Origin of the sequence: Aliidiomarina iranensis, assembly GCF_003987135.1 — a bacterium.
GTDB lineage: Bacteria > Pseudomonadota > Gammaproteobacteria > Enterobacterales > Alteromonadaceae > Aliidiomarina > Aliidiomarina iranensis.
The window spans coordinates 440819-461428 of record NZ_PIPJ01000002.1 but is presented as its reverse complement, the minus strand read 5'-3'; the positions used below and the strand labels follow the sequence as shown (position 1 = coordinate 461428).

Below are 20610 nucleotides of genomic sequence, written 5' to 3'. Positions count from 1 at the left end.
GCAGTTCTCCAAACGTTAGCGGTCAGCTAGTGTCATTAAAATCGACTGTACCAGTTTTATGCGCTCCTGGGTATCAACAACGGCCTCGCGAATCTTCAAACGCTGCGAACCTTCCATGCCGAAACGCTGCGGCTCCCGCTGTAACATGCTGATAATGGTTTCTGGCTGCACCGAGGTGCGATCGGCAAAATCTATGTGGCCACCTTGCGGGCCCACCTCAATTTTGCGAACCCCCAACGGATCGGCCATTAAACGAATTTGGCTGATACGGAATAAGTTTTTAGCCGCATCGGGAAGTAAACCAAAGCGATCGATAAGTTCGATTTGCAGTTCATCCAGTTCGCGCTCAGATTCAGCCCCCGCAATTCGTTTGTACATAGATAAACGCGTATTCACATCACCAATATAATCATTGGGAAGCAAAGCCGGAATGCGTAAATCAACCTCAGTGCGATGTTTGAGCAACTGATCCAGCGAAGGTTCCTTGCCATCACGCAGCGCTTGCACGGCCTCATCGAGCATATCCATATATAAGCTGAAGCCGATACTTTCTATTTGCCCGCTTTGATCATCGCCAAGTAACTCACCGGCGCCCCGAATTTCTAAATCGTGTGTGGCAAGCACAAAACCAGCGCCAAGATCTTCTAATTGGCTAATGGCTTCAAGGCGCTTTACAGCATCTTTAGTCATGCGCCGTGGATTAGGCGTGAGCAAGTATGCATAGGCTTGATGGTGCGAACGACCAACTCGGCCTCGAAGTTGGTGCAATTGCGCAAGGCCAAGGTTATCGGCGCGATCCATAATGATTGTGTTAGCACTGGGCACATCGATGCCAGTTTCAATGATGGTGGTGCACACCAACACATTAAACCGCTGATGATAAAAATCAGACATTATGGCTTCGAGTTCACGTTCGCCCATTTGCCCATGAGCGGTTTGAATGCGCGCTTCTGGTACTAGTTCACGCAACTTCTCGGCCGTACGTTCAATGGTTTCTACATTGTTGTGAAGAAAATACACTTGGCCGCCACGGAGAATTTCGCGCAGTAATGCCTCTCGAACCGTGGCTTTATCGTATTCACGAACAAAGGTTTTTACCGCTAAACGCCGAGCTGGTGGCGTTGCGATAATAGAAAGATCGCGAATATTGTTCATGGCCATGTTCAAGGTTCGCGGAATTGGCGTAGCGGTGAGGGTGAGAATATCTACATCTGAACGCAAACGTTTAATTTGTTCTTTTTGCCGTACACCAAAACGATGTTCTTCATCCACCACTAAAAGGCCTAAATCTTGAAACTTGATATCGGGCTGAAGCAATTTATGAGTGCCGATAACGATATCTACTTTGCCAGATTCCAAATCGCTCAGTGCTTTAGTGGTTTGCTTCCCGGTTCGAAACCGCGAGAGTAACTCGATACTCACCGGCCACTCGGCAAAGCGATCGCGAAAATTATCATAGTGTTGTTGTGCTAGGAGTGTGGTGGGCACCAATACGGCTACTTGTTTACCATCATTCACTGCGGTAAAGGCCGCACGCATAGCTACTTCAGTTTTACCAAACCCAACATCGCCACAAACCAAGCGATCCATAGCGCGCGGCTTGCGCATATCTTCGAGAACAGCGGTAATAGCTTGAATTTGATCATCGGTTTCATTAAATGGGAAACCAGCCGCGAAGCGAGCGTGATCTTCCTCACTAATCGAGAACGCGTAACCGGGCTTAGCTTCTCGTTGGGCGTATACTTCGAGCAATTCGGCGGCTACATCACGCACTTTTTCTGCAGCACGCTTGCGTGCTTTTTCCCAGCTATCATTGCCAAGCTTACTTAGCTTCACGCGTTCCTGATCGCCACCACTATATCGACTGATGAGGTGTAGCGATGAAACCGGCACAAACAATTTTGTATTGTTATCGTATTCGAGAGTGAGAAACTCAGTTTCGATGCCACCTGCGTCTAAACTGGTAAGCCCTTGGTAACGGCCAATGCCGTGGTCGATATGCACCACAAGCTGGCCGATAGAAAGCTCTGCAAGGTTCTTGATAAGTGCATCAGCTTGCTGGGCGCTGCGCTTATCATGATGTTTGTGTTGGGGCGGGCGGTGGCCCAGTAGCTCGGTTTCCGTGATTAACCATAGGCTAATGGTGTCACTTATTTCGGCGAAAAAGGAATGCTCCAAGGGGCTAATGAGAATACCGAGTTCATGATTGCCTTGAATAAACGCCGCAAAGGATTCGATTTCTTCAGGATGGATGTTGCCTTTACCTAAAAGCTGCAACATGCTCTCGCGGCGGCCCGCTGATTCTACACAAAAGAGCACGCGCTCGCCCTTGGCACTGGCTTTTTCTAAGTGAGCTTGCACCTTTGCGAGCGGTTCTTTTTGTTTACCATCAATGGTGATATCACTTACCGGCCGCGTTTTAAAATCGATGGGGCCCGGCGAGCGTTGGCCTTCAATCACACCCAAGCGAATGCGGGGGTATTGCTTGAAGGCTTGGAATATTTGATCTTCCGCCATGAATAGTTGCAGTGGTGGCAAGATTGGTTTTTGTTTATCCCAACGTCGATCTTCGTAACGGAAGGTTAAATCATGCCAGAGCTTACGCAGTTGCCCCTGTAAATCACCGTGGGTGAGCAGCAAGGTGTCGCTCGGTAGGTAATCGAACAAGGTTGATGTTTCCGTGAAAAAGAGGGGCGCATAGTATTCAATGCCTGCAGGCATAATACCTTGGGAAACTTGCTGATAAACTGAATCTTTCGCTGTGAGCGCTTCGAATTGTTCACGGAATTGGCGGCGAAAAAGCTCAATACCATCGGGTGTTGTGGGGAATTCTCGCGCTGGAAGCAAAGCGATTTCAGCAATGGGCGCATCTGATCGCTGGCTATCCACATCAAATTGGCGAATGCTATCGATGTCGTCGTCGAAATAATCGATTCGATAAGGGGCTTCTGTGCCCATCGGAAATAAATCAACAATAGAGCCGCGAACGCTATATTCTCCGTGTTCCATTACTTGATTTACGTGCCGATAGCCAGCGCGCTCAAGCTGCATGCGTAATGATTCTAAAGAATGCTTTTCTCCGGCCTTAAGTAACAAGCTATGGCCAGCAATAAACGAAGCTGGCGGGAGTTTATGCATTAGGGTATTTAGCGCAACGATTAAAATACCCTGTTGCTGTTGTGGCAATTTGGCTAACACCCGAATGCGTTCGGAAACAATATCTTGGTGCGGCGAGAAATTATCGTAAGGCAAGGTTTCCCAATCCGGCAGCACTTGAATATCTTGGGCATACTGAGGGCTATAGAATTTTAATTCTTGGGCAAACCGGTAAGCCGAGGGCGTATCGATAGTAACGAGTAACAGCTGCCGTGGTTGTTGTTCAAGCAGTTGGCTAACGGCTAGGGCCGTGCTACTTCCGGAAAGATGGCGCCAGGTGAATTCTTTACCCGCTTGCTCTGGAAAGGGTGGTTGCAGTAACGAAATTTGGCTCATGAATACGGTATTTCCCGCGCAATTGCGCACTGGTTTACAAAAAGAAAAAAGGCGAATGCATAAAAACTTGCGCTATTATACCTGAAGCGGAGCCGCTCGGGCAGGTTGTACCGAAAGCCGGTTCACATTATCCTTGCGATATCACAAATTTTTACGGATGAACCCGATTTCATGATCAAGTTACCGGTTTCGGTATATCTGGCTTTGCGCTACAGCCGTTCACGTTCGCGCTCTTCCTTTACGCGTTTTATTAGCCACTTTGTAATGGCCGGCATTATGCTGGGTGTGATGGCGTTGATTATTGTAACCTCGGTAATGAATGGTTTTGAAAACGAATTAAAAACTCGAATTCTTGGCGTTGTGCCGCAAGTAACGATTACACCTCAGCAGCAAACACCCATGGCGAATTGGCAACAACTGCAAAACGCTTGGCAATGGCCGCGAGAGGTGGAGCATGTGAGCCCCTATGTGCAATCGGAAGGCTTAGTACAAGGCCGCAACAACATGCAAGCGGTAATGCTGCAGGGAATTTACCCGGATGCGGAGCCGGCTAATAGCGTGTTACAGCAGCACATTACCTCGGGGAATTTGAGCGCGTTACGCGCCGGCGAATACCGTGTTTTTTTGGGCCGTCCATTGGCGCGCCAATTAGATGTGCAAGTGGGTGAAAATGTACGTATCACCGCCGCGAAAGGGCAACAATATACGCCGCTCGGGATTATGCCCGCACAACGCCAGTTCACTGTGGCGGGCACTTTTGAGGTAGGCGCCGATGTTGATTCACAAATGCTGATTTTGCATGGTGATGATGCCGCGCGTTTGTTTCGCTACCCCGAAGCGCACGTTACTGGCTTGCGTTTATGGCTTGATGATGCCTTTGCCGCTGATGTAGTTACCAGCAACTTGCAAAAGCAACAGCCACCGTTGGCAGCGAGTGAGGGCGAATGGCTTATTGCCAATTGGCAGCAGCGGTTTGGGCAACTATTTGCTGCTGTGCGCATGGAGAAGGGCATGATGATGATCATGCTGGGCCTTATTGTGGCAGTAGCGGCTTTCAATGCGGTATCAGCCCTAGTGATGTTGATTCAGGATAAACGTGGCGATATTGCGGTATTGCAAACGCTTGGGTTATCGCGCCAAAGGCTGTATCAAACTTTACTTTTGCAAGGGATGTATAGTGGCGTTGTGGGCAGCATCTTGGGTTTAATTCTGGGTGTGTTGATTAGCGTAAGTTTAAATAGTGTATTGGGTTTACTTGGAGTTGATTTATTCGCCCAAGGAATGGCCTTGCCTATTTTGATGAATTATCAGCAAATTCTACAAATTCTTTTTGCGGCTATTATGCTTACTTTTTTGGCAACTCTTTATCCGGCGTGGCGTGCCGCACGGATGCAACCAGCAGAGATTCTTCGTTATGAGTAATTCTTCCTCTTTAATAGTGAATGTGCGCGGTTTAGAAAAGCGTTACGCCGATGGTGAGCAGCAGGTAACCGTACTAGAAGATATTGATTTACAACTGGAAGCTGGCGCTTTGCTGGCTATTGTAGGCTCTTCGGGGTCCGGTAAAAGCACGCTGCTGCATATTCTCGGCGGTTTGGATAATGCTGATGCGGGTGATATTAAGGTAGCAGGCGTAACCCCAAGTGCCCTAAGTGCAAATGCAGTAGCGAAGTGGCGGAATCAAGAAATTGGCTTTATTTATCAGTTTCATCATTTATTAAGTGAATTCACCGCGGTTGAAAATGTGGCGATGCCTTTGTTGATAGCCGGATGGCCAATGGCGAAAGCACAGGAAAAAGCGAAAACCTTGTTGCAACGAGTAGGTTTAGGCCATCGGTTAACTCATGAGCCTGCGCGCTTATCGGGCGGTGAGCGGCAACGAGTAGCTATCGCTCGTGCGCTGGTAAATGATCCTGCACTGGTGCTCGCCGATGAGCCCACGGGGAATTTAGATGAAGAAACAGCGGCTGTAATTTATGATCTAATGTTGGATCTGAATCAGCAGTTTGGTACCGCCTTTATTGTGGTTACCCATGATACCGAGCTTGCGCAGAAGTTACCGCGGCAACTGCATTTGCACTTGGGTAAGCTTGAACAAACGGCGGTGGAACGCCCATGAATTTAGCGTTGTTAATCGCTCGCCGCTTTCGCAAAAGCCGTGAAAAAACGCGTTATCTAAGTTTCATTTCTGCCTCTTCAACGTTAGGTATTGGCTTAGCCTGCGCCATTTTAATTATTTTACTCTCCGTTATGAATGGCTTTCAAAAGGCATTAGAAACGGATTTTCTCTCCATGGTGCCGCACGTTGAATATCAGGCGGTAGAAGGTGGGTTACAAGATTGGCGTGGCCTTGTTCGTGTGGCTGAAGCACATGAGGGCGTAAAGGCGGCGGCTCCGGCTATTCGCTTAAGCGCCATGGTACAACAACCCGGGCGTTTTCGTGGCCTTGAGCTAAGAGCCATTGAGACCGAATTAGAACCGAAGGTTTCGGGCATCACGCGTTATGTGAGTGCAGAGGATTGGCAAGATTTTGCCAACACGCCAGATGGTATTCTACTCGGCCAGGGTTTAGCCGAAGCATTACAACTGTATATTGGCGATTCGGTAAGTGTGATTATCCCGCAGTTACAACAAGGCAATGCGTTGCGGGCGCCGCAACGGATTAATTTGCAGGTGGCGGGTATTTTCGCCATGGGGGGCGAGTTAGATTTTCAACAAGCCTATATTCATTTAGCTACTGGGCAAGCGGCGGCGCGTATTGATACTGAGGCATCCACCGTGCGTTTAGCGTTACACAACGTTTATGATGCACCCGAAGTGGCCCGAGATGTAGCTGGCTCAATTCGGGAATATGCCTATATTCACGATTGGACCAGAACTGAGGGGCATCTTTATCGCGATATTCAGCTTGTGCGTACAATTATGTATCTGGTGTTAGTGCTGGTGCTTGCGGTAGCCTCGTTCAATATTGTATCGACACTAATTATGGTGGTGAGAGAGAAACAGGCGAGCATTGCTATTTTGCGTACTATGGGCGCAGCCCCTAGCTTGATTCTTAAAACCTTCGTGTTGCAAGGGAGCTTAAATGGTGTGGTGGGGGCTTTCTTTGGTAGCTTAATGGGGGCGATTTTAGCCGCGCTACTACCAAGTTTATTGTTGTGGCTCGAGCAAACATTGAGTTTTTCACTCTTGCCGGCGGAATTATATTTTATCAGCAGTATTCCCAGCGATGTGGCCTTACGTGATGTGCTCTTAGTTGGCGGCGTGGCGCTGGCAACCAGTGTGTTGGCAACACTTTACCCCGCTTGGCAAGCCGCTAAATTAACACCCGTACAAGCGCTGCGCGGGCAATAGGTTATTGGTCATCGTCGCGAAGCCGTTTTTGCCGTTCCAAAAGCTCTTCTTTTAACTTTAAAAAACGGGCTTTTCGTTCCGCTACTCGCTGGTTCCAAGCGTTTTGCACTGCTTGGCGCCAAATTTTGCGAACTAAAAAGTAGGTAAGCCCTGCTGAGAGAGAACCTAATATCACGGAGCCGACAAGTAATTTCGGCACAATGGTGGAGATGCTAGATTGAAACCACGCCAACGATAATTCAAAAATGAAAGGCTGTGGTGGTTGGTTCAGCAAAAATGCCCCCACTCGATACGATGCATAGAGCATCGGTGTGAGGGTGAGGGGGTTGCTAATCCAAACCATGGCAACGGCTAAGGGTAAGTTTACGCCAAGAAGGATAGCAGCGGCTGCCGCTAGCAGCATTTGAAACGGCACTGGCATAAACGCGAAGAACACGCCCACAGCAAAAGCACCTGCGGCGGAACGCCGGTTTAGATGCCACAGGTTGGTATTGTGGGCTAGTTTGCCAAAAGGCTTTAATACACCGTATTCATTTAGCCTTTGAATATCAGGCATGAAGCGTCTTAGGAACTTTCTAGGCATAGTATTTGCTGTATCCGTGACCACCTGACTTCAAGCATGGACGCTGAAATCACACATGAAAACTTACCCCGATGCCTGGTTGTTAGGCTTTGTTGTTACCTCGCTATGTGCTGTTTGGTTACAGCCAAGCTGGTTCCCTGTGCTCATGAGTGTTTTGCTCATCGCCTCATTGCTGATGGGCGGTATTTGGGTAACCACGCTGTTACTTCGCAGCAAGGTAGATAACGCAGTTAATTATATAAAAAAACTTTCAACTTATCTGCTCTCACAGATAAATATTCTCTACTTTATATTTGGCCTCATCTGCGGCATTTGCTGGGCCGCGTTCAATGTACACACTAACGCTATCGATAAGGTATATGCAACGAGCCAAAAAGAGCTCGGCTATTCCTTATTGGCAGGCGAGCAGCCCATTACGTTTAAGTTACAAATTATCGGTATAGCGCAAGATGAAGCTTGGCGCTGGCGCTTTGATGGCCGCATTGTGGCTGACGGTAAGGCTGAAGGTAAGGCTGAAGGTAAGGGGCCTAAAGTGCGCCTGTATTGGTATCAGCCAGAGGGTGAAGTGCCGAGGCCGAACGAACTTTGGCAGATAACGGCGCGCATTAGGCCTATTTCTGGGCGTTTAAACCAAGGGGGAAGTAATTTTCAGGGGCGGTTGTTGCGCCAAGGCATTTATTTTACTGGCTCAGTACAAGGTGCGGAATTATTAGAAGCTAACTCCGGCGGCGCGCGCTGGCAAATTTTTCAGTTCCTCTCGGAAACGAACTTGTTGTATCGGGATATTATGCTGGCGTTGATGATCGGTGAGCGGCAGTGGATAACGCAAGATCGCTGGCGCTTGCTGCAAGAAACCGGCTTAGCGCATGTGATGGCTATTTCCGGATTACACCTCACTTTAGTGTTTGCCACCGCTTGGTGGTTGAGCCGAGTTGCACTTGGCCTCGCCATTCTGGTTTTAAGGCAGGGTTTTCAGCTCAGGTTTACCCCGGCACCGCAGCCTATTATTGATAAGGCAGCACTTCTTTGCGCTCTGGCCCTTGCTTTGTGTTACGCGGCACTTGCGGGTTTCGCGGTATCCACATTACGGGCCTTTTCACTCGTGTTGATTTTTAGCATAAGCCGCTGGTTTGCTTGGCGCTTACCGCCATTGCGGCTATTGCTGCGCTGTGTTGCTGTGGTATTAATCTTGGATCCGCTGGCTTGGTTAGATGCGGGCTTTTGGTTGAGCGTAGGGGCAGTAACGGCCATTTTTGTTTGGCAATGGCGGGGGCCGGCGAATTTTTCCATCAGCAAATTACGAAGCAACGAATACGCTGATTCTCAGTTTACGAAAAAATCCGGCAAGCTATATTTTTACTTTTCCCAGTTGTTAGCCTTGGAACTGATACTTACCTTAGCTTTAGCGCCATTTGCCGTTTTATTTTTTCAAGGCTTCCCGTGGATAGCACCCATTACTAATATCGTTATTCTTCCTTTTTTTAGCGCACTTATTTTGCCCCTTTGCTTAGTGGTGGTGAGCCTGTTGTTATTGGTGCCGGAAGCGAGTACATCAGCAAACTGGGTTGGGCAAGTGCTGATACCGCAATTATTGTTTATCGCCGATTTAACACTTCATATCGTATTTTATGCCCTAGAGCTTAGTTTGAATTTTCCGCAGCATTGGTGGAGTAGCGGTGATGCTCGTTTTGGCGGTGTATTTCTATTGTTACTGCTTGTATGGTTCTGGCCTGCAGCTATTTTGCAGCGTATAGCTGTAGCGCTATTCGCACTGCCGTTATTGCACGCTTTTGCCAAGCCTGAAGAGGCTCAAGAATTTGCAGTGCATGTACTCGATGTTGGCCAAGGAACGGCCATAGTAGTGCAGCGGAAGCGCCAGGCGCTGGTTTTTGATGCCGGCCCCGGTTATCGTTTTGGCGGTGATATTGGCAAATCTACGTTGCTTCCTTTTTTACACTTTCATCAGCTCACACCTGAGTGGTTGGTTATCTCTCATGATCATCAAGACCACATTGGCGGGGAGGCAAGTTTGCGCGCACAATGGCCAAGCATGAAGGTGAAACGTTCGCGTTTTCATACGGTTGCAGGCGAATCTTGGGGCTGGGAGCCGATGCAATTTCCGCAGCAATACCAGCAAGGGGATAGCTGGCCTTGTGCGTGGGGCCAGCAATGGTTGTGGCAAGGTGTGCGGGTTAAGGCCTTAGCGCCCTTGCCCGGGCCTTCGTTCGGGCCGAACAATGATAGTTGTGTTTTACAGCTTGAATATAAAGGCAAGCGAATACTTTTAACCGGCGATATTCAACGGCAAACCGAACTGCGAATGGTAGGGCGTTATGGTAGCCGTTTACAAAGTGATGTGCTGATTTTGCCTCATCATGGTTCTCGAACATCGAGCCAAACTGAATTTCTCTCCGCGGTGAAACCTGATATTGCGGTGGTGAGTAGAGGATACCGAAATCACTTTCGCATGCCCCATCCGGATGTATTGGCACGCTTAAATCATGCACAAGTTCCGTTGTGGGATACCGGTATGAGTGGTCAAGTTTCCATCATCTGGGCGGGTGAGGGCTTGATTGTTCGTACGTTTCGTGAACAAATAAAGCCTCGATGGTTCTCAAGGTTGCTACCTGAAAGTGATTATTAGGAAAATGAATAAAATTCCGGTTACAATGCGCCGTCTTTACAAATAAATGGATTCCAATGGATTCACAACTAAATCGTAAAAAACATTTTCGCCGCTTGCTTACTTATTTGAAGCCATATCGGTTGCCCTTTGTAGTGGCGGTGATTGGTATGCTCGGTTATGCAGGGGTAGATACATTATTTTTCTACCATATCGAAACCTTAATTGATCAAGGTTTGGGTGCCGGTAACTCAACCATTCTCGTGTATGGTGCGATTTTTGTGCCTTTTGTATTTGTGTTGCGGGGCGTATTTAACTTTGTATCCACTTATTTTTTGAGCTACGTGGGTTTTCACATTGTTACCACGATGCGGCAACAAATATTTGAACACCTAATGCGCTTGCCTGTTTCTTATCATGATCAGGTATCTACCGGTGATTTAATCTCAAAAATCACCTACGATTCCCAACAGCTTGCCGAAGCCACTAGCCGTGCTATCTTAACCATGATTCGCGAAGGTGCCTTTGTTATCGGCTTGCTGAGCCTTATGATCTACCATAGTTGGCAGCTTTCGTTAGTGTTCTTCTTGATCGGCCCAGTGATTGGTAAAGTGGTTTCGGTTGTTTCGCGGAAGTTTCGCGAGGTCAGCGGCAAGATTCAAACCGCGATGGGCAATGTAACAACCACCTCGGAACAAATGATCAATGGCCATCAAGTTGTGGTGATGTTTGAAGGCCAAGAGCACGAAGCTAAACGCTTTCAAACAGTGAATACAGCTACCCGCCAGCAGAATATGAAACTGGTCAATATTCGCACCGTAAGTACATCAGTTATTCAGTTTATTGCATCGCTTAGTTTGGCGGCTGTGTTGTTTATAGCTAGCTTTCCAAGCATGATTGAAGAGCTTACACCTGGTGCCTTTACCACCTTGCTTACATCCATGATTATGTTGCTGCGGCCGTTAAAGCAGCTCACCAACGTGAATGCTGATTTTCAACGTGGTTTAGCGGCTGCCGCAAGTATCTTTAAAGTGCTCGATGAGGAGCAAGAAAAAGACACTGGCCATTTAAAAACCGATCGCGTGCGCGGCGAATTAGCCGTAAAAAATCTAACATTTAAATATGGCACTGCCGATGCGCCGGCGTTGAGTGATATCAGTTTCACGGTACCTGCCGGTAACACCATAGCCCTCGTAGGACGTTCAGGTAGCGGAAAATCAACGATTTCTAATTTGCTTACGCGTTTTTATGATTACGAAACCGGCACAATTGAACTTGATGGCGTGGATATTCGTGAATATGAATTAAAATCGCTCCGCCGCCAATTTGCCGTAGTGTCGCAAAATGTAACCTTGTTCAACGATACTATTGCTAACAATATCGCTTACGGTGGCAGGGGTGAAGTAAGCCCAGAAGATATTCAACGGGCGATTAAGTTGGCCTATGCCGATGAATTTATTGATGAGCTACCCCAAGGTATTGAAACCATTGTGGGTGAAAATGGCGTGATGCTATCGGGCGGGCAACGCCAACGCATTGCCATCGCTCGTGCGCTGCTGCGAGATGCGCCGCTATTGATACTCGATGAAGCAACCTCAGCATTGGATACGGAATCTGAGCGGCATATTCAAAAAGCTTTGGATAATCTGCAACAAGATCGCACATCGCTTGTAATTGCGCATCGGTTATCAACGATTGAAAAAGCAGATGAAATTCTTGTGCTCGACCACGGCAAAATTGTGGAGCGTGGCACCCATACTGATTTATTAGATAAAGAAGGTGCTTACGCACAACTTTATAATATGCAGTTTGGTGATTAGTTCATGAGCAAGGAAAGCGTTTGGCATGAGCAGTAAAGCAAAATCAGAACAAAGCAAATTTGAAAAAGCCCTTGTGCGCTACTGGTATCAAACCCGTTTAGCCTTGCCACTTTGGTTGTTAATACCCTTTAGCGTGCTGTTTCGAGTGTTAGCGGCACTTCGGCGGTTAATGTATTGGTTAAAGCTCAAGCGCACATGGCAGCCGCCGGTACCCATGATTATCGTTGGCAATGTAACCGTAGGTGGTACAGGTAAAACGCCAACTGTGCTGGGCTTAGTGGCAATGTTGCAACGAGCTGGATATCGGCCTGGGATTATTAGCCGTGGCTACGGTGGTGTTGGGCCTTTTCCTATGTTAGTTACTGGACAAAGTAACCCAGTAGCCTGCGGTGATGAACCAGTAATGTTAGCCAGCTTAAGCGGCGTGCCGGTGGCCGTGGCACCCAAACGGCCTGAGGCAGCACAGTTATTACTAAACGAACACCAGTGCGATGTACTTATTGCGGATGATGGCTTACAGCATTACGCATTGGGGCGAGACATTGAATTGGCTGTGGTTGATGGTGAGCGCGGCTTAGGTAATGGCTGGCGTTTGCCAGCAGGGCCGCTGCGGGAAAGTGCTCGGCGGTTACGTAAAGTAGATTGGGTGATTGTGAACGGTGCAAAAGCCGACGAAGCGGTAACTTACGGCAAGCGCTTGAAGCTTTCTGCAGAAAAAAGCCGACAACACATTATCCCAATGCAGCTTGAGCCCAATGGCTGGTTTCGGGTGAGTGACAACAAAGAAATAGAAGCGCCCACCGGCGAAAATGTTTTGGCGATTGCAGGGATCGGGAATCCAGAGCGATTTTTTAATTTAATCATGCTGCATCAGATCAACATTCAAGAAACGCGAGTTTTTCCGGATCACTACCAATATCAGCCCCAAGATTTTTACAACATCGATAATGAAACACTGGTATTAATGACGGAGAAAGACGCTATTAAGTGCGCGAGTTTTGCTCGCCCATATTGGTACTATTTGCAAGTGGCCGCGCGCTTTTCCGCAGATTTTGAAGCTGAATTCCTGCATCGGGTAAAAACTATCTCGCTTGCGAAAACAAAGCGTTAAATGCAGCATTAAGATCAGATTATGAAGATTAGTGGTATGTATAAGGCGTGTTTAAATTTTATATTTGAGGAGTAGCATTGTGAATATTCCTACCAACATGTTGGCAATATTGGCCTGCCCATCATGCAAAGGAAAGCTCGTTTGGAACGAAGAAAAAACCGAGTTGGTATGTCGTGGTGAGCAGCTCGCTTATCCTGTGCAGCAGGGTATCCCTGCATTGCTGGCTAGTGCTGCGCGAGAGCTTACCCTGGCTGAATTGGAGCAGTTGAAATCATGAGCTTCACCGTTGTCATTCCAGCGCGTTATCAATCAACCCGTTTGCCGGGCAAGCCATTAGCGGATATCCACGGCAAACCGATGATTCAACATGTGTATGAACGTGCACTAAATAGTGGCGCTGCGGAAGTGATCGTAGCCACCGATGATGAGCGCGTGATGCAAGTAGTAAAAAGTTTTGGTGGCCGCGTAATGCGCACTTCACCTGATCACCAATCAGGCACGGAACGGCTTGCTGAAGTAGTGGATCGCTTAGCACTTTCCGATGAACAGGTGGTAGTAAACGTACAAGGCGATGAGCCTTTTATTCCGCCGGAAATTATCTGCCAGGTTGCGGAAAACTTAGCTAGCCAGCGGAATGCGCCCATGGCTACCTTGGCGGTGCCGTTGAAAAGCGCAGATGAGTTATTTGATCCTAATGTGGTAAAAGTTGTTGCTGATGCCAAAAATTATGCGCTGTATTTTAGCCGTGCAGCCATTCCTTGGGACCGTGAGCGCTTCCAAAAAAATAAAGATAACTTGGAATTAAGTAGCCACCTGTACCGCAGGCACATTGGTATTTACGCATATCGTGCAGAATTTGTGGCTCGTTATGCCGAGTGGGAACCGAGCCCTTTGGAGCAGGTGGAATCACTCGAGCAGTTGCGGGTGCTTTGGTATGGTGAGCGCATTCATGTTGCTGAAGCGATTATCGAACCACCTGGCGGTATTGATACACCGGAAGATCTCCAGCGAGCGCGCACCCGCTAGGCAGGAGGCGTTCATTAACGTGAACGGGGCAAACTAGGCCGTTGGGGTAAACTCGAAGAAGGGCGCGAGTTAGGGCGAGGTAGATTGAGTTAAGGCGAGCTGGCGCGAGTTAGCGCAAATTAGAGTAGGTCGAGTTGGTTCTGCTTCGGTTCAGTTCGCCCTTCTTGTTCATCCTTCTCTAATTGCGCTTGCTGCCGCAAAAACAGTTCTCGGCGTTTCTGCCGGCCAGCAATGAGTTTTAAAATATTCGCACGCTCGGCTTCCGGTTTCTCATACCATTGAAAACGCTCATCACGAGAACGCAAGCAACCTCGGCAGTAACCGCGAGGGCCTGATTCACATACGCCAACACAGGGGTTGGGTAGCTCAAACATTTCCAGTTGGTTTAAACTCATAAATCCGTGTTTTCCTCATGAGTGGCAGCCACTTGGCTCAAGTTTCGTTCATTCTTAGCATTTGTAAGTTTTGCTTGCTCGGGGTTTTCGGCAGCCAGAAAACGCTCTCGATATATTTGTGGCGAACAACCACTAATTTTTTTAAATAACCGAGAAAAATAATACGGATCATCAAAGCCAAATGCGAGCGCTACTTGGCGAACACTTGCATTTGTTTGTTCTAGCATGCGCTGCGCTGCCATGATTTTCATTTCGTTAAAATAACGCAAGGGTGGTCCGCCGGTAAGTTCGCGAAATTTCTTGCTGAAGTAATAGCGTGATAAACCGGAAAATTCAGCAAAATCATTTAAACCAAGGCTGCGATGGCTATTATCTCGCATAAACCGATCTAACGCAGTTAAACTAAAGCCCGCATCGATTTTATCAGGATCGCGTATGAGCAGCGGCAATTGCGCGAGTAATTTACGCAGTATGGCTGTTGCGAGCATAGCCCGTTCGAACGTGAGGCGTTGATGCTGTAGGTTCAATAGATCAGTAACATCGGGCAGTAATGATTGCCAGCGGCGTAGGGTAATTACCGGCGCTTGCTGAAGTTGTGTTTTAATCCCAATATAATCCATGAATTCTTCGGCTTCAGAACCGGCAAAATGCGCCCAATAAATACTCCATGGGCTTTCCGGATCGCTGTGGTAACTGTGGGCAATATCTTGCCGTAAAAATAAAACCTGGCCGGCGTTAATTGTGCCTTGGTCATTATCCGTGCGGTAAAACCCCCGTCCGGCATGGCAGAAAATAAGCAAATGGTCGGTGTGTGCGGTTCGCCGAACGCGGTGGTCTTTTGCCTCCAAATAGTGGCCATAGGCAACAGGATAAAGCCCTGAGCTCAGTGGATGCCGAGCAAGTTGCTGGTTTACCGCATGGGGAATAATTAACCGAGAACTGCCAGCCGGCAGGGGCCAATCAGAGGGTTGACTCATAGATCTGTGTGCTCATCGCAAATAACAATATAATCCATTATAGCGCCAATTTTATCGATTCTAAAGTTAACTGGATTTTGTTCTAATGCGGCACAAGTAAAAAATGCGTATTCTAACGATAGGCACAACCACTAGCGGTGTATTTTCGTATATCTGCATAGTATTTACATGCATGGTGTCCACGATGCATAGGTTTTGAGAGGATAATAATGAGTATTAATCGAGTTAAATTGTTCATTGGCGGTGAGTTTGTTGAATCAGAAACAACTCAATACATACCCGTAACTAACCCAGCAACTCAAGAAGTGATTGCCGAGGCTCCATGTGCCACGCCAGCAGAAGTTGCTCGGGCCATTGCCAGTGCAAAAGAAGCCTTTAAAACCTGGCGCGAAGTACCGGTATCTGAGCGTGCGCGCGTAATGATGCGCTATCAGGCGTTGTTGAAAGAACATCATGATGAGCTTGGCGAAATTCTTGCTAAGGAAACCGGAAAAACCTTTGAAGATGCCAAAGGTGATGTATGGCGTGGCATTGAAGTAGTGGAACAAGCTGCGAATATTCCCTCATTAATGATGGGTGAAACTGCTGAAAACGTGGCACGTGGTATCGATACCTACAGTTATGTGCAGCCGCTCGGTGTGTGTGCGGGTATTACGCCGTTTAACTTCCCAGCGATGATTCCACTTTGGATGTTCCCAATGGCCATTGCTTGCGGTAACACTTTCATTTTGAAGCCTTCTGAACAAGATCCGTTAACACCAACGCGCTTGGTTGAATTGTTTGAACAAGCCGGTGCGCCTAAAGGTGTGTTGCAAGTTATTCATGGCGGCAAAGAACAGGTTGATATTCTGCTTCGTGACCCAGAAGTAAAAGCACTTTCGTTTGTGGGCTCTGTGCCGGTAGCTGAGTATATTTACCGCACAGGCACTGAGCATTTAAAACGTGTACAAGCCTTTGCGGGTGCGAAAAACCATAGCGTGATTATGCCTGATTCGAACAAGCAAACGGTAATCAACAACCTAGTGGGTGCTTCAGTAGGTGCCGCTGGCCAACGTTGTATGGCGATTTCAGTAGCGGTATTTGTGGGTAAATCGAAAGAATGGATTCCAGAATTAGCTGAGCAACTTGCTAAAGTTCAGCCAGGCGCTTGGGATAATAAAGATGCGGCTTATGGCCCGCTCATTAGCCCGCAAGCCAAGCAGCGTGTGGTTTCTATGATTGAGCAAGGCAAAAAAGAAGGTGCCGAATGCTTAGTAGATGGCACGCAGTGTGTTGTGGAAGGATACCCTGACGGTAACTGGGTTGGCCCTACGTTCTTCAGCAAAGTAACGGCGGATATGAAGATCTATCAAGAAGAAATCTTCGGCCCAGTGTTATGTGCAGTAGAAGTAGATACATTAGAAGAAGCAATTGCCTTAGTGAATGCCAACCCATTTGGTAACGGTACTTCAATCTTCACGGCAAACGGTGCTGCGGCGCGTAAATACCAACACGAAGTAGAAGTAGGCCAAGTAGGCATTAACATTCCAATTCCTGTGCCATTGCCTTTCTTCTCGTTTACCGGTTGGAAAAACTCATTCTTTGGTGATTTGCACGCTTACGGTAAGCAAGCGATTCGTTTTTACTCTGAAACTAAAACTATTACTGCTCGTTGGCCAGAAAGCGAAATTGATAATGGCCCTAACATGACCATTAAACTGCAGTAATTCGGGAGATATTGTTGTGAATTTTAATCTAACCGACGATCAACAAGCATTCGCTGATACAGCGCGTGCTTTTGCAGAAAAAGAAATGGCGCCGTTTGCAGCCAAATGGGATGCCGAGCATCACTTTCCTATCGAAGTATTTCGCAAAGCTGGCGAAATGGGCTTTATGGGCATGTATACCCCTGAAAAAGCCGGTGGTTTTGGGATGTCACGCCTTGATTCCGCACTTATTTTTGAACAACTCGCCATGGGCTGCACCGCTACCACTGCGATGATGACGATCCACAACATGGTGAGCTGGATGATCGGCGAATTTGCCAAGCCAGAGATTGCGGAAGAATTCTGCAGTGGCTTGGTAACCGGTGAAAAACTTGGTTCCTATTGTTTAACTGAGCCGGGCTCAGGCTCCGATGCAGCCAACTTGCGGACATCTGCTAAAAAAGATGGCGATGAATATGTGTTGAACGGCTCAAAGATGTTTATTTCCGGGGCCGGCTCAACCGATGTACTCGTAGTTATGGCTCGCACCGGTGGTGAGGGTGCCAAAGGTATTTCGGCATTTGTGGTACCAGCGGATGCAAAAGGCATTCATTACGGTAAAGCGGAAGAGAAAATGGGCTGGAATGCGCAGCCAACCCGCTTAGTAACCTTTGAAGATGTGCGTATTCCAGCCGATTACTTGCTCGGTGAAGAGGGCGAAGGCTTTAAGTTTGCCATGATGGGCCTTGATGGCGGCCGCATCAACATTGCGGTTTGTTCAGTTGGTACGGCGCAAGCCGCGTTGAATACGGCCCGCGATTACATGCATGAGCGCAGCCAATTTGGAAAGCCGTTAGCGGCCTTCCAAGCGATGCAGTTTAAGTTGGCGGATATGGCTACTGAACTGGTTGCAGCGCGGCAAATGGTGCGTTTGGCGGCGTTTAAAGTAGATGAAAACGATAGTGATAAAACAACCTATTGTGCCATGGCCAAGCGTTTTGCCACTGATATCGGCTTCCAAGTATGTAATGAAGCGCTACAAATTCACGGTGGTTATGGTTACATCAAAGAATATCCACTAGAACGCCATGTTCGTGATGTGCGTGTGCATCAAATTCTAGAAGGCACAAATGAAATTATGCGTTTAATTATTGCTCGCCGTATTTTGGCTGAAGGCTCGGCTGAACTGCTGTAGCGCCTTGTTATCCGCGATAGTGCTGGCAGCTGATAGGAGTGTCGGCTGCTAGTGGTGTTGGCAGTTAGTGGTGTCGGCTGTTAGTGATATCGGCAGATATTGTGCTCAGCGGATTTTCTTGTTAGCAAATAGGATTGTTAGCCGATCATAACTTCAGCAACAAGTGCGTAAGCGATAAAGTAAACGTGAAGGAGAAAGCTTAATGGACGCAGAAATAAGCAATAAAGATGCGGTATTGTTTTCGGAAACGGAAACGGTAAGCGGTAAGAAAATTGGCATTGCCTGTTTGAACTCAGAGCGTTCGTTGAATGCTTTGAGCCTAGATATGATTCGTTTGCTTGAGCCGCAATTAAAAACATGGGAATCCGACCCAGAGATTGCCTGTGTGTGGTTAGAAGGTGCGGGTGAAAAAGCGTTTTGTGCTGGTGGTGATATTGTTGCCATGTATCATGCTATGCAGGAAATGCCGAAAGAGCCCGTGACGGAAGTGCTAGATTTTTTCACCGCTGAGTATCAGTTGGATCATCTTATTCAAACCTTCCAGAAGCCAATTCTAGTATGGGGTGATGGCTTCGTGATGGGCGGCGGTATGGGCCTTATGAATGGTGCTAGCCACCGTGTGGTTACGGAGCGTTCACGCCTGGCGATGCCAGAAATTAGTATTGGTTTATATCCAGATGTAGGTGCTACATATTTTCTTGGGCAACTACCCGATAACATGGGTTTATTCCTCGGATTAACGGCGGCACAAGTAAATGCCGCCGATGCGCTGTATTTAGGTATGGCTGATTTTGCCATTGCCAGCGATAGCCGTACGAGCACACTGCAAGCACTGGTGAACGCAAGTTGGACCGACGATAACGCGCTAAACAAAGCAACCTTAACGGATACTTTGCAACAGCGAATGTTGAACGATCAGGAATTGGCGAGTGGGCCGCTATTTGAACGCCGCGAGTTGATTTCCAAACTCCTCGAAGGAAATGACGTGATTTCCGCGACAAAGCAGTTTTTGCAGCATGAAACCGATGATGAGTTATTACTCCGCGCTCAGAAAACGTTGGCGCATGGCTGCCCGTTAACGGCGCACATTGTTTGGCAACAACTGCAATTTGGTGGCAGTTTAAGCATTGCCGATGCCTTTCGCCTTGAGTTGACCCTTTCGGTAAATTGTGCGGCAAAAGGTGATTTTGTGGAAGGTGTTCGTGCTTTGCTAATTGATAAAGATCGGCAACCGAAATGGACCCACGGCAGCATTGAAGAAGTAACCGCAGACGATTTGGATGCAATGTTTATTTCGCCTTGGGGTGAAGATGAACACCCGTTGCGGGATTTAGGTGCAAACGCATAACGTGAAGAGTATGCCGCGCGGCTAGAGCGCGGCATTTTTTTAGCTTACTTTTTTGAAAATTGAAATTACGAACGATTAGAGTTCTAACGAATAGAAAGGAGCAACAAATGGCTCGCATAGGATTTATTGGATTAGGCAATATGGGTGGCCCAATGGCCACTAACTTGGTAAAAGCAGGCTTTGAGGTTCAGGTGTTTGATTTATCACCGGCCGCGCTAGCAACCTTAGAAGAGGCGGGAGCAAGCATTGCAAAAAGCGCCGCGGAAGCGGTGAATAATGTTGATTTTGTTATCTCTATGCTACCAGCAGATAAACACGTGCTGGCACTTTATTTGGGTGATCAGGGGATTGTAGATGCAATTCCTGAAACTGCATTAGTGATTGATTCGAGTACTATTTCAGCAGACGCAGCGCGTGAACTTGGCGCCGGAATCACTGCTAAAGGCCGCCGGTTTATTGATGCCCCAGTATCTGGTGGCGTAGGTGGTGCGAAAGCCGGTACGCTTACCTTCATTTGTGGTGGTGATGCTGCGGATATTGAAGAAGCTAGGCCTGTTTTAGAAAAAATGGGGAAAAATGTTTTTAAAGCCGGCGAGCATGGCGCGGGCCAGGTAGCTAAAATTTGCAATAATATGCTGCTCGGCGTGTTGATGGCGGGTACCTCAGAAGCCTTGCAACTCGGTAAAGCACACGGCTTAGATCCAAAGGTTCTTAGCGATATTATGCTACAAAGTTCGGGCCGTAATTGGACACTAGAAGTGTATAATCCTTGCCCGGGCGTGATGGATAGCGTGCCTTCAAGCAATGATTATAATGGCGGTTTTCTTGTTGATTTGATGCTGAAAGACTTGGGCTTAGCGAGAAATACGGCCGATTCAACCGGTTCTGCCACGCCAATGGGTGATATGGCGGCGAAGTTGTTTTCAGAGCATAGTGAAGCCGGCTTTGGCAGCAAAGATTTCTCCAGTATTTTCCGTAAATTTGAAAAATAAAGGATAGCG

At 47.7% G+C, this 20610-nt stretch carries 16 protein-coding genes; 12 read left to right on the top strand and 4 right to left on the bottom strand.

Annotated elements, in window-relative coordinates; all coding sequences use genetic code 11:
* Positions 1 to 15: 15 nt before the first annotated feature.
* Positions 16 to 3492, bottom strand: coding sequence for a transcription-repair coupling factor (mfd, locus tag CWE08_RS05220; protein WP_126766318.1), 3477 nt, complete (start codon positions 3490 to 3492; stop codon positions 16 to 18).
* 171 nt (positions 3493 to 3663) lie between these two features.
* Here mfd and CWE08_RS05215 point away from each other — a divergent pair, with 171 nt between their 5' ends.
* Genes CWE08_RS05215 through CWE08_RS05205 form a run of 3 tightly spaced genes read left to right on the top strand, consistent with a single transcriptional unit; the run spans position 3664 to position 6846 of the window.
* Positions 3664 to 4914, top strand: coding sequence for a lipoprotein-releasing ABC transporter permease subunit (locus CWE08_RS05215; protein ID WP_126766316.1), 1251 nt, complete (start codon positions 3664 to 3666; stop codon positions 4912 to 4914).
* Positions 4907 to 5611: a lipoprotein-releasing ABC transporter ATP-binding protein LolD gene (gene lolD / locus CWE08_RS05210; protein ID WP_126766314.1), complete on the top strand. Its 705-nt coding sequence runs from the start codon at positions 4907 to 4909 to the stop codon at positions 5609 to 5611. Before CWE08_RS05215 ends, lolD begins: the two co-directional genes overlap by 8 nt.
* Positions 5608 to 6846, top strand: coding sequence for a lipoprotein-releasing ABC transporter permease subunit (locus CWE08_RS05205; protein WP_126766311.1), 1239 nt, complete (start codon positions 5608 to 5610; stop codon positions 6844 to 6846). Before lolD ends, CWE08_RS05205 begins: the two co-directional genes overlap by 4 nt.
* A 1-nt stretch (position 6847) precedes the next feature.
* On the opposite strand, the gene CWE08_RS05200 is transcribed toward CWE08_RS05205, so the two are convergent.
* The gene (locus CWE08_RS05200) at positions 6848 to 7402 is read right to left on the bottom strand and encodes a DUF2062 domain-containing protein (protein ID WP_420837072.1); all 555 of its coding nucleotides are present in this window, start codon (positions 7400 to 7402) and stop codon (positions 6848 to 6850) included.
* 82 nt (positions 7403 to 7484) lie between these two features.
* Between CWE08_RS05200 and CWE08_RS05195 the strand changes: the two genes are divergently transcribed.
* The 5 genes from CWE08_RS05195 (at position 7485) to kdsB (ending at position 14009) form a co-directional block, all read left to right on the top strand.
* A complete protein-coding gene (locus tag CWE08_RS05195) occupies positions 7485 to 10073 on the top strand; it encodes a DNA internalization-related competence protein ComEC/Rec2 (protein WP_126766306.1) in 2589 nt (862 codons plus the stop codon).
* Positions 10074 to 10129: 56 nt separating this feature from the next.
* Positions 10130 to 11872: a lipid A export permease/ATP-binding protein MsbA gene (gene msbA / locus CWE08_RS05190; protein WP_126766304.1), complete on the top strand. Its 1743-nt coding sequence runs from the start codon at positions 10130 to 10132 to the stop codon at positions 11870 to 11872.
* 25 nt (positions 11873 to 11897) lie between these two features.
* Entirely contained in the window at positions 11898 to 12983 is a 1086-nt protein-coding gene (gene lpxK, locus CWE08_RS05185) for a tetraacyldisaccharide 4'-kinase (protein WP_126766301.1), read from the top strand.
* Positions 12984 to 13080: 97 nt separating this feature from the next.
* Complete coding sequence (locus tag CWE08_RS05180; protein ID WP_126766576.1) at positions 13081 to 13260, top strand: Trm112 family protein; 180 nt, start codon at positions 13081 to 13083, stop codon at positions 13258 to 13260.
* Entirely contained in the window at positions 13257 to 14009 is a 753-nt protein-coding gene (kdsB, locus tag CWE08_RS05175; RefSeq protein WP_126766299.1) for a 3-deoxy-manno-octulosonate cytidylyltransferase, read from the top strand. The genes CWE08_RS05180 and kdsB overlap by 4 nt, the downstream gene beginning before the upstream one ends.
* Positions 14010 to 14128: 119 nt before the next feature.
* On the opposite strand, the gene CWE08_RS05170 is transcribed toward kdsB, so the two are convergent.
* Together CWE08_RS05170 and CWE08_RS05165 are read right to left on the bottom strand one after the other, a co-directional pair.
* Positions 14129 to 14404, bottom strand: a complete 276-nt coding sequence (locus CWE08_RS05170; RefSeq protein ID WP_126766296.1) for a DUF1289 domain-containing protein — start codon at positions 14402 to 14404, stop codon at positions 14129 to 14131.
* Positions 14401 to 15381: a helix-turn-helix transcriptional regulator gene (locus tag CWE08_RS05165; RefSeq protein ID WP_126766293.1), complete on the bottom strand. Its 981-nt coding sequence runs from the start codon at positions 15379 to 15381 to the stop codon at positions 14401 to 14403. Before CWE08_RS05165 ends, CWE08_RS05170 begins: the two co-directional genes overlap by 4 nt.
* A 209-nt stretch (positions 15382 to 15590) precedes the next feature.
* Here CWE08_RS05165 and CWE08_RS05160 point away from each other — a divergent pair, with 209 nt between their 5' ends.
* The 4 genes from CWE08_RS05160 to mmsB all read left to right on the top strand — a co-directional run bounded on the left by CWE08_RS05160 (position 15591) and on the right by mmsB (position 20601).
* A complete protein-coding gene (locus CWE08_RS05160; RefSeq protein ID WP_126766291.1) occupies positions 15591 to 17087 on the top strand; it encodes a CoA-acylating methylmalonate-semialdehyde dehydrogenase in 1497 nt (498 codons plus the stop codon).
* Positions 17088 to 17103: 16 nt separating this feature from the next.
* Positions 17104 to 18261: an acyl-CoA dehydrogenase family protein gene (locus CWE08_RS05155; RefSeq protein WP_126766288.1), complete on the top strand. Its 1158-nt coding sequence runs from the start codon at positions 17104 to 17106 to the stop codon at positions 18259 to 18261.
* A gap of 202 nt (positions 18262 to 18463) precedes the next feature.
* The gene (locus CWE08_RS05150; protein WP_126766286.1) at positions 18464 to 19609 is read left to right on the top strand and encodes an enoyl-CoA hydratase/isomerase family protein; all 1146 of its coding nucleotides are present in this window, start codon (positions 18464 to 18466) and stop codon (positions 19607 to 19609) included.
* A gap of 107 nt (positions 19610 to 19716) precedes the next feature.
* The gene (mmsB, locus tag CWE08_RS05145; RefSeq protein WP_126766283.1) at positions 19717 to 20601 is read left to right on the top strand and encodes a 3-hydroxyisobutyrate dehydrogenase; all 885 of its coding nucleotides are present in this window, start codon (positions 19717 to 19719) and stop codon (positions 20599 to 20601) included.
* The last annotated feature ends 9 nt before the right edge of the window (positions 20602 to 20610 follow it).

What these genes read in the sequence shown, in the direction of transcription:
- mfd (WP_126766318.1), bottom strand. Translation starts at nt 3,492, where the DNA reads ATGAGCCAAATTTCGTTACTGCAACCACCCTTTCCAGAGCAAGCGGGT.
- CWE08_RS05215 (WP_126766316.1), top strand. Translation starts at nt 3,664, where the DNA reads ATGATCAAGTTACCGGTTTCGGTATATCTGGCTTTGCGCTACAGCCGT.
- lolD (WP_126766314.1), top strand. Translation starts at nt 4,907, where the DNA reads ATGAGTAATTCTTCCTCTTTAATAGTGAATGTGCGCGGTTTAGAAAAG.
- CWE08_RS05205 (WP_126766311.1), top strand. Translation starts at nt 5,608, where the DNA reads ATGAATTTAGCGTTGTTAATCGCTCGCCGCTTTCGCAAAAGCCGTGAA.
- CWE08_RS05200 (WP_420837072.1), bottom strand. Translation starts at nt 7,402, where the DNA reads ATGCCTGATATTCAAAGGCTAAATGAATACGGTGTATTAAAGCCTTTT.
- CWE08_RS05195 (WP_126766306.1), top strand. Translation starts at nt 7,485, where the DNA reads ATGAAAACTTACCCCGATGCCTGGTTGTTAGGCTTTGTTGTTACCTCG.
- msbA (WP_126766304.1), top strand. Translation starts at nt 10,130, where the DNA reads ATGGATTCACAACTAAATCGTAAAAAACATTTTCGCCGCTTGCTTACT.
- lpxK (WP_126766301.1), top strand. Translation starts at nt 11,898, where the DNA reads ATGAGCAGTAAAGCAAAATCAGAACAAAGCAAATTTGAAAAAGCCCTT.
- CWE08_RS05180 (WP_126766576.1), top strand. Translation starts at nt 13,081, where the DNA reads ATGTTGGCAATATTGGCCTGCCCATCATGCAAAGGAAAGCTCGTTTGG.
- kdsB (WP_126766299.1), top strand. Translation starts at nt 13,257, where the DNA reads ATGAGCTTCACCGTTGTCATTCCAGCGCGTTATCAATCAACCCGTTTG.
- CWE08_RS05170 (WP_126766296.1), bottom strand. Translation starts at nt 14,404, where the DNA reads ATGAGTTTAAACCAACTGGAAATGTTTGAGCTACCCAACCCCTGTGTT.
- CWE08_RS05165 (WP_126766293.1), bottom strand. Translation starts at nt 15,381, where the DNA reads ATGAGTCAACCCTCTGATTGGCCCCTGCCGGCTGGCAGTTCTCGGTTA.
- CWE08_RS05160 (WP_126766291.1), top strand. Translation starts at nt 15,591, where the DNA reads ATGAGTATTAATCGAGTTAAATTGTTCATTGGCGGTGAGTTTGTTGAA.
- CWE08_RS05150 (WP_126766286.1), top strand. Translation starts at nt 18,464, where the DNA reads ATGGACGCAGAAATAAGCAATAAAGATGCGGTATTGTTTTCGGAAACG.
- mmsB (WP_126766283.1), top strand. Translation starts at nt 19,717, where the DNA reads ATGGCTCGCATAGGATTTATTGGATTAGGCAATATGGGTGGCCCAATG.